Source organism: Gallibacterium melopsittaci (genome assembly GCF_042433085.1).
In the GTDB taxonomy this organism is placed as follows: domain Bacteria; phylum Pseudomonadota; class Gammaproteobacteria; order Enterobacterales; family Pasteurellaceae; genus Gallibacterium; species Gallibacterium melopsittaci.
This window is the reverse complement of record NZ_JBHLWA010000001.1, coordinates 20,373-33,170: the sequence shown is the minus strand read 5'-3', so window position 1 is coordinate 33,170 and position 12,798 is coordinate 20,373. Positions and strand designations below refer to the sequence as shown.

Sequence of the window (12,798 nt, the reverse complement as noted above, 5' to 3'; positions counted from 1 at the left end):
AGGGTATGAAGATAAATAAGTAAAAAATCTGCACCTCAACTATCGCTAAAGTGCAGATTTTTAAATTGTATTACGAAAAAATTAATTTGCTAGGAAATTATTTTTTCTTTTTCGCTTTTGCATTTGGTAAGTCTGTTACGGTACCCTCAAACACTTCTGCTGCAAGACCTACTGATTCATGTAATGTTGGGTGAGCATGGATAGTTAAGGCTAAATCTTCTGCATCACAGCCCATTTCGATGGCTAAGCCGATTTCACCTAATAATTCACCACCATTAGTACCAACAATCGCTCCACCAATTACACGATGCGTATTCTTATCAAAAATAAGTTTAGTCATACCATCTGAACAGTCAGAAGCAATCGCACGACCTGATGCTGCCCATGGGAATGTTGCAACTTCATAAGCGATACCTTCCGCTTTACATTCTTTCTCTGTCTTACCTACCCAAGCCACCTCTGGTTCAGTATAAGCAATTGAAGGAATGACTTTTGGATCGAAGTAGTGTTTTTGTCCAGCGATAACTTCCGCAGCAACATGGCCTTCATGAACACCTTTGTGAGCTAACATTGGTTGACCAACAATATCACCGATTGCGAAGATATGTGGCACATTAGTACGCATTTGTTTATCAGTACGAATAAAGCCACGCTCATCAACTTCAACACCAGCGACATGAGCATCAATTAATTTACCATTTGGGGTACGACCAATCGCTACTAATACTGCATCATAACGACGAGTTTCATTTGCACCTTTACCTTCCATTGAAACATAAATACCATCTTCTTTTGCTTCTACTGCAGTCACTTTAGTTTCTAATAAAAGGTTAAATTTCTTCTCAATACGTTTAGTAAAGATCTTAACAACATCTTTATCCGCTGCTGGGATAACTTGATCAAACATTTCCACTACATCAATTTGTGAACCTAATGCATGATAAACAGTTCCCATTTCAAGACCGATAATACCACCACCCATAATGAGTAATTTTTCTGGTACTTCTTTAAGTTTTAATGCATCTGTTGAATCCCAAACACGAGGATCATCATGTGGAATAAATGGTAATTGAATTGGACGAGAACCTGCTGCAATGATTGCATTATCAAAGGTAATTTTGGTTTCACCCTCTTCACCAGCAACAATAATGCTATTTGCACTCGCAAATTTACCATAACCATTAACAACTTGAACTTTACGCATTTTCGCCATACCAGCTAAACCGCCAGTTAATTGGCTAATTACTTTTTCTTTCCAGCCACGAATTTTTTCAATATCGGTTTTTGGTTCACCGAAAACGATACCATGTTGAGCTAAAGATTTTGCTTCTTCAATCACTTTGGCAACGTGTAATAATGCTTTAGATGGAATACAACCCACATTTAAACATACACCACCAAGTGTTGAGAAACGTTCAATAATTACAGTTTCCAAGCCCAAGTCCGCACAACGGAATGCTGCAGAGTATCCAGCAGGACCAGCACCTAATACGACCACTTGTGTTTTAATTTCTTTATTCATGTTCAGCCTCTTTTTTCCCTGTATCTAATCCATTTAGATACGGTAATTTAAATTAATTTGTAACAAAAGCCTGAATAATCAGGCTTTTGCTTCCATTTACTACATGACTAAGCGGCGTAAATCCGACAACACACCACTGATATAGGTAATAAAGCGTGCACCATCAGCACCATCGATCACACGGTGATCGTAAGATAATGATAATGGTAACATCAAACGTGGAGTAAATTCTTTACCATTCCAAACTGGTGTCATTTCTGATTTAGACACACCTAAGATTGCAACTTCTGGTGCATTTACGATTGGGGTAAAGTGAGTACCGCCAATACCACCTAAGCTTGAAATAGTGAAACAACCACCTTGCATATCAGATGCAGTTAATTTACCAGCACGCGCTTTCTTAGAAACTTCTGCTAATTCACGAGAAAGCTCAATAACACCTTTCTTATTAACATCTCTGAATACAGGTACCACTAAACCATTTGGTGTATCTACTGCCACACCAATATTGATGTATTTCTTCAAGATTAAACGCTGTGCATCTTCAGTAATTGAGCTATTAAATGTTGGATACGCTTCTAACGCTTTCGCAACAGCTTTCATAATAAAGACAAGCGGAGTAATTTTAACATCAAGTTTTTGTTTTTCAGCAAGAACATTTTGTTCTTTTCTGAATTTTTCGAGTTCAGTAATATCAGCTTTATCCCATTGTGTAACATGAGGAATCATTACCCAGTTACGATGTAAGTTCGCACCAGAGATCTTCTTAATACGACCTAATTCAACTTCTTCAGTTTCACCAAATTTACTGAAATCAACTTTCGGCCATGGTAATAAGCCTAAACCTGCACCTGCATTACCTGCTGCTGCAGCTGCTGGTGCTGCTGCACCAGATTCAGCAATCTTAACAGCATTCTTCACATATGCTTGAACGTCTTCTTTTAAGATACGTCCTTTACGGCCAGTTCCTTTAACTTTATCTAAGTTAACACCAAACTCACGTGCTAAACGGCGAACAACTGGTGTGGCATGTGCAAAACTTGCACTCTTTGTCACATCTTCAGATGACGCAGCAACTGGAGCTGAAGCTACTGGCGCAGGCGCTGCTGCTGGAGCTGCTGGTTGTTGAGCTGGTGCTGCTGCGACAGGTGCTGCACCTGCTACTTCAAAACGCATAATCAATGAACCAGTAGAAACTTTATCGCCTGATTTCACTAAAATTTCTTTTACTACACCTGCAAATGGTGCTGGCACTTCCATTGAAGCCTTATCACCTTCAACGGTAATTAATGATTGTTCTTCACTTACGCTATCACCAACATTTACCATAATTTCGGTAACATTAACTTCATCTCCACCAATATCAGGTACATGAACATCTTGTACACCACCTGATACTGCTGCAGGTTGTGCTGCTGGTGCCAGAGCTGCTTCTGCTACAGGCGCAGCTGCTGCACCTGCTACTTCAAAACGCATAATTAATGAACCAGTAGAAACTTTATCACCTGATTTCACTAAGATTTCTTTTACTACGCCTGCAAATGGTGCTGGCACTTCCATTGAAGCCTTATCACCTTCAACAGTGATTAATGATTGTTCTGCAGTAACGCTATCGCCAACACTGACCATAATTTCAGTCACGTTAACTTCATCACCACCAATATCAGGTACATTTACATCAACAATAGATGCTGCTGCCACTGGTGCTGCCGCTACAGGTGCTTCTGCTGCTGGCGCTGAAGCTGGTGCTGCCGCACCTGCTTCTTCTAAAATAAACATTGGTGTACCAGTAGAAACTTTATCACCAACTTTTACTAAAAGTTCTTTTACTACACCTGCTTCTGGTGCTGGTACTTCCATTGAAGCTTTATCACCCTCAACATTGATCACACTTTGATCAACTTCAACAGTATCACCTACTTTGACCATAACTTCTGTTACAGTAACTTCATCACCGCCGATATCAGGTATAAGAATTTGTTTTGACATGTTTTTATATCCTTGTGATTGTTACAGTTAATTATGCGTGTAAAGAGTATGCTTTATCAGCATCAATACCATATTTGCTGATTGCTTCTACCAATACTTTCTTATCTAAAGTACCTGCTTTCACAAGTTGAGATAATGCAGCAACTGCAACATGTTTTGCATCAACTTCAAAGTGTGAACGTAAGTTTTCACGGCTATCTGAACGGCCGAAACCATCTGTACCAAGAACAAGATAGCTGCTTGCTGGTACATAAGCACGTACTTGATCAGCAAATAAACGCATATAATCTGTCGCAGCAACCGCTGGTGCATCATTCATCACTTTAGTGATGTAAGGCACTTTCGCTTCTGCTTCTGGATGTAAAGTATTATAACGTTCGATTTCGTTACCTTCTCTCGCAAGTTCTGTGAATGAAGTTACGCTATAAACATCAGAAGAAACACCGAAATCATTTGCTAATAATTGTGCTGCTTCACGAACATGACGAAGAATTGCACCAGAACCTAATAATTGAACCTTACCTTTACCTTGACCAGTAACAGTTTCAAATTTATAGATACCTTTACGAATACCCTCTTCTGCACCTTTCGGCATTGCTGGTTGATCATAAGTTTCATTCAAGGTTGTGATGTAGTAATACACATCTTCTTGCTCTGGACCATACATACGACGTACACCATCTTGAATAATAACTGGGACTTCGAATGCAAATGCTGGGTCATAAGATACACAACTTGGGATAGTTAATGCTTGAATATGGCTATGACCATCTTCATGTTGTAAACCTTCACCATTTAAGGTTGTACGACCTGAAGTACCACCAATCATAAATCCTCTCGCACGTTGGTCGCCAGCTAACCACATTAAATCACCAACACGTTGGAAACCAAACATTGAGTAGTACACAAAGAATGGGATCATTGGCAAGTCATTGGTACTGTATGAAGTTGCTGCTGCAATCCAAGATGCTGTTGCACCTTGCTCATTGATACCTTCTTGTAACACTTGACCATCAACTGCTTCACGATAATAAGCCACTTGTTCACGGTCTTGAGGCATATAATTTTGACCATGTGGGTTATAGATACCGATTTGACGGAAAAGCCCTTCCATACCAAAAGTACGTGCTTCATCAGCAATAATTGGCACAATGTGTTTACCAATTGATTTATCTTTTAATAACACATTTAATGTACGCACAAATGCCATAGTCGTAGAGATAGGACGTGATTGTGCTTCAAATAATTGTGAAAACTCTTCAATAGCTGGTACATCAAATTGTTGTGTAAAGCGTGGTAAACGAGTTGGCACATAACCTTTTAATGCTTGACGACGTTCATGAATATATTTGTACTCTTCTGAACCTTCAGCAAATTGGATATATGGTAATTTTTCAAGATCTGCATCAGAGACAGGAATATTGAAACGGTCACGAACGTGTTTAACGCCAGACATATCCATTTTCTTAACTTGGTGAGCAATATTCTTACCTTCTGCTGCATCACCCATACCATAACCTTTAATGGTTTTCACAAGTAATACAACTGGTTTATCTTTCACTTGTTTTGCTTTATTTAATGCAGCAAAGATTTTGATTGGATCGTGACCACCGCGATTTAATGCCCAGATTTCATCATCTGTCATATCTTTAACTAAATCTGCAGTTTCTGGATAACGACCAAAGAAGTGTTCACGTACGTAAGCACCATCTTTTGATTTCATTGTTTGGTAGTCACCATCAACAACTTCCATCATTAATTGTAATAATTTACCTGAAGTGTCTTTTTGTAATAAGCGATCCCAACGACGCCCCCAAATTACTTTAATCACTTCCCAGCCAGCGCCGTTAAAGTTACTTTCTAATTCTTGGATAATCTTACCGTTACCTGTTACTGGGCCATCAAGGCGTTGTAGGTTACAGTTAATGATAAATACTAAATTATCTAATTTTTCACGTGCAGCAAATGCTAATGCACCACGTGATTCAACTTCATCCATTTCACCATCACCTAAGAAGGCATATACGGTTTGATCTGAAGTATCTTTTAAGCCACGATTATTTAAATATTTTAAGAAACGAGCTTGATAAATTGCATTCAATGGTCCTAAGCCCATTGATACAGTTGGGAATTGCCAGAATTCTGGTAATAATCTCGGATGTGGATAAGAAGATAAACCTTTGCCATGTGCTTCTTGGCGGAAGTTATCCATTTGTTCTTCAGTTAAACGACCTTCAACAAATGCACGTGCATAAATTCCTGGTGCGATGTGACCTTGGAAGAAAACGAGGTCTCCACCATTTTTTTCATTACGCGCTTTAAAGAAATGGTTGAAACAAACTTCATAAATAGTTGCGGAAGATTGGAAAGACGCCATGTGTCCGCCTAATTCTAGATCTTTCTTAGACGCACGTAATACAGCCATAATAGCATTCCAACGAACAGCTCCACGAATACGACGTTCAAGGTCTAAATTACCTGGGTAATTAGGCTCTTCACTAACAGGAATGGTATTGATATAGTCTGTTGTCATTCCAGTTGGAAGTGAAACATTATTTGCTCTCGCACGTTGAATAAGTTGTTCAATAATATATTGAGCTCGTTCAACACCCTCTTCACGAATCACTGAATCGATTGCCAACAACCAATCGTTGGTTTCAATCGGATCCACGTCATTTTTTACCATATCCGACATGGGTTCTTCCTTTTTATGTATTATAAGTTGACAAAATGCTGTAATACTTTCTACAGCAAGGAAAGTATTAAGCGACTGATAAAACATTATCTGTTAAATTAGGACTGTGAAATCAGCAGATGGACTTCACAATTTATTAACTAATTTTAGAAATTTTATTAGATTTTTTGAAATAAAGATAGATAAAATTTGTTTCAAAATATCAAAAATTTACCAAATTGTCTATTTTATCGTCAGCACAGTAACAGCTCTACCTAATTAGAGGAAAGCCTAATCCCTGTTTATTTCGCTGTTTTAGAGAAGATTTTCCTCCTCTCTTATCCCTTTTCTTCTAAAATAGATTATCTTTTTCATCCTTACTATTTATTACCATCTTAAAAATGAATATTAATAAAGAAATTGCACAAAAAATTGTTATCCGTACGATGAAGATTATTCCTTATTCAGTAAATGTTATGGATCAAAATGGCATTATTATTGCATCTGGAAATCCATCACGTCTAAATCAAAAACATACTGGCGCAGTTCTCGCTATTCGTGAAAATCGAGTAATTGAGATCACTAGCGAACTCGCAAAATTGTGGAATTATGAAGCACGAGAAGGAATTAATCTTCCAATTACTTATCAAGGAAAAATTTTAGGTGTAGTTGGAATTTCAGGAATGCCTTCAGAGGTCAAACCTTTTGCTGAATTAGTTAAAATGACCGCTGAACTAATTACAGAACAAGCCATCCTTTTGGAACAAGAACGTTGGCGTCATCGTTATAAAGAGGAGTTTTTTTTAACTATTATTAAAACCGCCACACTATCTAATGAACTATTAATTAAAGCAAAAGAGTTTGGTATTAATTTTGATGAAAACTTTGTGTGTATTTTACTCAAATTACAAGAAGGAAATGAAGAGAATATCCAACATTTGTTCATTTATCTTGAACAATATTATCCGAGTAAGATGACTGTTATCACGGCTTTAAATCAAATTGCCATTTTACAAGCAATACCAACGAATCAAAATTTTTCATTGCCAACACAGTTTGTGAATAGATTACCAGTAAAGGCAAAAATCGCTATTGGTGGTATATTTTCAGGTAAACAGGCTCTCTATTATGCTTATTCTACAGCCTTCAGTACATTAGAATACGGGATTAAAAAATCTCCTAACAAAGCACTTTATCTATTTGAAGATTACAAATTACCCGCTTTATTAGAACAATATTTTGACTCTTGGCAATGTCAAGAACTTCTACGCCCTTTACAAGTTTTAACTGAAGATAAATATACTAATCTAGTCAAAACTCTCGAAAAATATTTTTCTTCAAATTGTGATCTTACTCTCACTTCTGAATCACTTTTTATACATCAAAATTCCTTACGCTATCGCTTACAAAAAATTGAAGAAATAACTCATTTATCTTTCAATAAGATAGCAGAAAAATTCATTTTATACTTGTTTAGTTTACAACAAAAGAAATTAGAGAAACCTACAAAAATAACCAAATAAATGCAATTAAATTTGTTAAATTATCCAACGATTTTTTCTCCAGATTCTCAATAATATCCATACTTACAACTATTTTATGGAGACTAATTTATATGAGCATTTCTGCATTAGGTGCAATAATTGCTTTAATTATTGCCATTATATTAATTTTAAAAAAAGTACCACCAGCATACGGTATGATGATCGGTGCATTATGTGGAGGTCTAATTAGTGGTACAACACTAACCGATACTGTTTCATTAATGATTGGTGGAGCTCAAGGTATATCAACTGCCGTAATGCGAATCCTTGCTGCTGGTATATTAGCTGGCGTTTTAATTGAGTCTGGTGCGGCAACCTCTATTGCAGAAACAATTGTTCAAAAATTAGGTGAAAATAGAGCTTTATTTGCTTTAATTTTAGCTACATTGTTATTAACTGCAGTTGGTGTATTTGTAGATGTTTCTGTGATTACTGTTTCTCCTATTGCTCTTGCATTAGCTAAACGTTGCCATCTATCAAAAATGGCAATTTTATTAGCTATGATTGGTGGAGGTAAAGCTGGGAATATTATGTCCCCAAATCCTAATGCAATTGCTGCAGCAGATGCATTTCATCTACCGCTAACATCTGTTATGGCTGCTGGCATTATTCCAGCCATTTTTGGTGCAATTATCACTTACTTTTTAGCGAAAAAATTAATTCATAAAGGAAGTTTTGTTCATACTGATGAAGTACAAACTACAAAAAAAGAAGATTTACCAAATTTTTTTAGTGCAATTTCAGCACCTTTAATTGCCATTATTCTCTTAGCTTTGCGACCACTTTGTAACATCGCAGTTGATCCTTTAATTGCTCTACCCTTAGGTGGATTTATTGGTTTGTTCTCAATGGGAAAAATTAAATTTTGTAACCAATATATGATCAGCGGATTAAACAAAATGATGCCAGTTGCCATCATGTTATTAGGCACTGGAACACTTGCTGGTATTATCAGTCATTCAACATTAAAAGATGTTATTGTTACTACCTTATCTTCTTCAGGTTTACCTGACTTCTTACTAGCTCCAATTTCTGGTGCATTAATGTCATTAGCAACCGCCTCAACGACTGCAGGAACGGTTGTAGCCTCTAATGTATTTAGTAGTACATTAATAGAATTAGGTATTAGTAGTTTAGCTGGTGCAGCAATGATTCATGCTGGAGCAACAGTCTTCGATCATATGCCTCATGGTTCATTTTTCCATGCAACTGGTGGAAGTGTGAATATGGAAATGAAAGAACGACTCAAGCTCATTCCTTATGAGAGTATAGTAGGTTTTACTATGACGATAGTTGCAACTTTAATATTTGGTATCTTTCGCTAAGTGAGGTTTTTATGAAAATTATTATCGCCCCAGATTCTTTTAAAGAAAGCCTAACTGCTTTACAAGTAGCTCAAGCGATTGAGATAGGTTTTAAGCGTATTTTCCCAGATGCGGAATATTACAAAATTCCGATGGCTGATGGCGGTGAAGGTACAGTACAATCATTGATTGATGCGTGGCAAGGAACAGTCATTAAAACACAAGTTACTGCACCACTTGGTAATACTGTAATTGCAGAATGGGGACTTTCAGCAGATCAAAAAACAGCCATTATTGAAATGGCAGCTGCCTCAGGATTACATCTTGTACCTGAACAACAGCGTAATCCACTCATTACCACCAGTTATGGTACAGGTGAATTAATTAAAGCTGCTTTAGACTATGGTGTAACCAAAATCATTCTTGGTATTGGCGGTAGTGCAACAAATGACGCTGGCGTAGGAATGTTGCAAGCATTAGGTGCTAAATTTACTGATGTTCAAGGAAATGAACTACCTTTTGGTGGTGCAGCACTACAACACTTACAACAAATTCAATTAGATACCTTAGTTCCACACTTAGCTAATGTACAATTTGAAGTGGCGTGTGATGTTGATAACCCTTTATGTGGCGAAACTGGTGCTTCAGCAACCTTTGGTCCACAAAAAGGTGCTACTCCAAATATGGTTCAACAGTTAGATACTGCTCTAGCACATTTTGCTAAAATTGTCGCTCAACAATACCACAAAGAGATTAATCATATTGCTGGGGCAGGTGCCGCTGGTGGTATGGGGGCTGGCTTACAATTATTGCCACATTGTCAATTAAAAGCGGGGGTTGAAATCATTATTTCAGCAACACAATTAGCTCATTATATTAAGGACGCAGATTTAGTGATTACTGGCGAAGGAAGAATTGATGGACAAACTATTCACGGTAAAACACCAATTGGCGTTGCCAAAGTCGCCAAACAATTTAATAAACCCGTGATTGCCATTGCTGGTTGCTTACGTTCTGATTATGAAGTGGTATATGACGGAGGCATTGATGCGGTTTTCCCAATTATCCGCAACCTTGCCTCATTGGAAGAAACACTTGCACTAGGAAAGGATAATTTAATCTCTACGGCACAAAATATCGCCCGTTTAATCAAACTCACCCAAGCATAACGCTAATGTTTATCAGTATGTCAGATACTGCAGTATCTGACATACGATGCTAGCATTCCCCACCTAAATTTTGTACAATCTACGCCTTTTTTGAGTGATTAATCCTATTATCCAAACTATAAAAACTATGAATACTACAACACCTAATATTGGCTTTTTAAGCCTTGGTTGTCCGAAAAATTTAGTGGACTCTGAACGTATTTTAACTGAATTGCGTGCAGAGGGTTATAACATTGTCCCTACTTATGAAAATGCAGATCTTGTCATTGTCAACACCTGTGGTTTTATTGATAGTGCGGTACAAGAATCGTTAGAAGCGATTGGTGAAGCATTAGAAGAAAATGGCAAAGTGATCGTAACGGGTTGTTTAGGCGCAAAAGAAAATCAAATCCGTGAAGTACACCCAAAAGTATTAGAAATTACTGGTCCACACAGTTATGAAGCAGTGATGAATCATGTCCATAAATATGCACCAAAACCTGAATATAATCCGTATATCAATGTGGTACCAAAACAAGGAATTAAATTAACGCCTAAACATTATGCCTATGTCAAAATTTCTGAAGGCTGCGATCACCGTTGTACATTCTGCATTATTCCATCAATGCGTGGTGATTTAGATAGTCGCCCAATTAATACCATTTTGGACGAAGCAAAGCGTTTAGTCGATGCTGGGGTAAAAGAGTTATTAATCGTTTCTCAAGATACCTCTGCATATGCGTTGGATAAAAATCAGAAAGAACAAAAATCAAAAACGGTTTTCTGGAATGGAATGCCAATTAAAAATGACTTGCTCACTTTATGTGAACAACTTGGTAGCTTAGGGGTATGGGTTCGTTTGCATTATGTTTATCCATATCCACATGTGGATAAATTAATTCCATTAATGGCACAGGGAAAAATCTTGCCATATTTAGATATTCCGCTCCAACATGCTAGCCCAAAAATCCTAAAAGCCATGAAACGCCCTGGTGCGATTGATCGTACATTAGAGCGAATCAAACAGTGGCGTGAAATTTGCCCTGAACTAACCTTACGTTCAACCTTTATCGTTGGTTTCCCTGGGGAAACGGAAGAAGATTTCCAAATGTTGCTTGATTTTATTCAGGAAGCACAACTGGATCGTGTTGGCTGTTTTAAATTTAGTCCCGTCGAAGGTGCGCCAGCAACAGAGATGGCAGATCAAGTTCCTGAAGAGGTGAAAGAAGAACGCTTCCATCGCTTTATGCAATTACAACAACAAATTTCTGCGGCACGTTTACAACAGAAAATTGGTAAAACGTTACCGGTGATGATTGATGAAATTGATGAGGAAGGCATTATCGGTCGTTCAATGGCAGATGCACCTGAAATTGATGGCGTGGTTTATCTTGATAATTTAAGTGAACAACAGGTTAACGTCGGCGATATTGTGATGGCAACCATTCATAACGCAGATGAATACGATCTGTGGGCGACGATTTAAGCCCTTTCTCTAACGTAAAGGATCCCTTTATACCAATATAAAGGGATTTTTCACACTATAACCCTGAACCTTGCGCAATTCGATCAGCAAATTTGCCAATACTGATAGCAAAATAATAGGATTTATTCCAGTCCATAATTGTTTTAAAGTTTTGTGAAACTAAAAAAGCACGTCCAGCCAAACCATTTGGCAATACTAACCACACCTTCGTTTGTTGTAATTGTCCAATAGTACGTTGAGAAAAGGCATCTTGTGGTAATACGATTCCCAAACGTTGCCAATCATTTATGGTTTTAGCTTTATAATTTTCTGTCCCAGCACTGTTTGGATCAATCCACTCAGAAAGTTGTACTTCCACGCCCCATGGCAATTGGCTATTCCATCCTACTGTTGCCAAATAATTAGCAATTGACGCAAACGCATCATAGTAATTTTGCCAAATATCTGCGATGCCATCATTATCACCATCTTTCGCATAACTTAAGTAAGAACTTGGCATAAATTGAGTTTGTCCCATTGCACCTGCCCAAGATCCTTTCATCTTTTCACGTTCAATATGCCCTTGATCAATAATTCTTAAGGCTTTAATAAACTCATTGGCAAACAAAGATTCTCGCCGTCCTTCAAAAGCTAATGTTGCTAAGACAGAAAGTACATCAAAATTGCCTTGATAACGACCAAAACTGCTCTCCATTCCCCATAATGCAACCAAATATTGTGGTTGTACCCCAAATCGTCTGCTTGCAGTTTCTACTGCTACGCGTTGCTCAGCAAAATAACGAATAGCTAGTGCTACTTTTGCATCAGTTAATACCCGATTGAGATAATTTGTTACTCCATTAGGATTTGGAGCTGCTGGTGTACTGCTCCGCTTACGTCCTGCTTGTTGTTGATCTAATTCGATTGAACGTTCCACAAATTGAATATTTTGTTGCGAATAAACTACCGTTGGATCTACGCCTTGAGCCACAGCTTGCTGGCGAAGATAATCAACATAGTGATTAAAATTGGTAGGAATACGAGCTTGAGGATAACTAAAATTGATATCTTGTGTTGGCATTTTTGAGGTTGAGTTGCTACAACCAACCAATACTAATGCAGCAACACTAAGAATAACTTTTTTAAACATCT

General features: G+C 37.6%; 8 protein-coding genes. 4 read left to right on the top strand and 4 right to left on the bottom strand.

Going from position 1 to position 12,798, the window contains the following annotated elements:
• Positions 1-97: 97 nt before the first annotated feature.
• The 3 genes from lpdA to aceE all read right to left on the bottom strand — a co-directional run bounded on the left by lpdA (position 98) and on the right by aceE (position 6,206).
• A complete protein-coding gene (lpdA, locus tag ACFFHT_RS00140; RefSeq protein WP_382372318.1) occupies positions 98-1,522 on the bottom strand; it encodes a dihydrolipoyl dehydrogenase in 1,425 nt (474 codons plus the stop codon).
• A 99-nt stretch (positions 1,523-1,621) separates the two neighbouring features.
• Complete coding sequence (aceF, locus tag ACFFHT_RS00135; protein WP_382372316.1) at positions 1,622-3,511, bottom strand: pyruvate dehydrogenase complex dihydrolipoyllysine-residue acetyltransferase; 1,890 nt, start codon at positions 3,509-3,511, stop codon at positions 1,622-1,624.
• Between the two features lie 31 nt (positions 3,512-3,542).
• The gene (aceE, locus tag ACFFHT_RS00130) at positions 3,543-6,206 is read right to left on the bottom strand and encodes a pyruvate dehydrogenase (acetyl-transferring), homodimeric type (protein ID WP_382372314.1); all 2,664 of its coding nucleotides are present in this window, start codon (positions 6,204-6,206) and stop codon (positions 3,543-3,545) included.
• Between the two features lie 380 nt (positions 6,207-6,586).
• Here aceE and ACFFHT_RS00125 point away from each other — a divergent pair, with 380 nt between their 5' ends.
• The 4 genes from ACFFHT_RS00125 (at position 6,587) to rimO (ending at position 11,667) form a co-directional block, all read left to right on the top strand.
• Positions 6,587-7,708: a sugar diacid recognition domain-containing protein gene (locus ACFFHT_RS00125; RefSeq protein WP_382372312.1), complete on the top strand. Its 1,122-nt coding sequence runs from the start codon at positions 6,587-6,589 to the stop codon at positions 7,706-7,708.
• The gene (locus tag ACFFHT_RS00120) at positions 7,678-9,054 is read left to right on the top strand and encodes a GntP family permease (RefSeq protein WP_382372503.1); all 1,377 of its coding nucleotides are present in this window, start codon (positions 7,678-7,680) and stop codon (positions 9,052-9,054) included. Before ACFFHT_RS00125 ends, ACFFHT_RS00120 begins: the two co-directional genes overlap by 31 nt.
• 11 nt (positions 9,055-9,065) lie before the next feature.
• The gene (locus tag ACFFHT_RS00115) at positions 9,066-10,202 is read left to right on the top strand and encodes a glycerate kinase (RefSeq protein WP_382372310.1); all 1,137 of its coding nucleotides are present in this window, start codon (positions 9,066-9,068) and stop codon (positions 10,200-10,202) included.
• A gap of 127 nt (positions 10,203-10,329) precedes the next feature.
• On the top strand, positions 10,330-11,667 hold the full coding sequence (gene rimO, locus ACFFHT_RS00110) for a 30S ribosomal protein S12 methylthiotransferase RimO (RefSeq protein ID WP_382372308.1): 1,338 nt from the start codon (positions 10,330-10,332) through the stop codon (positions 11,665-11,667).
• Positions 11,668-11,722: 55 nt separating this feature from the next.
• Here rimO and ACFFHT_RS00105 read toward each other — a convergent pair whose 3' ends face one another.
• On the bottom strand, positions 11,723-12,796 hold the full coding sequence (locus ACFFHT_RS00105; protein WP_382372306.1) for a lytic murein transglycosylase: 1,074 nt from the start codon (positions 12,794-12,796) through the stop codon (positions 11,723-11,725).
• Positions 12,797-12,798: the final 2 nt, after the last annotated feature.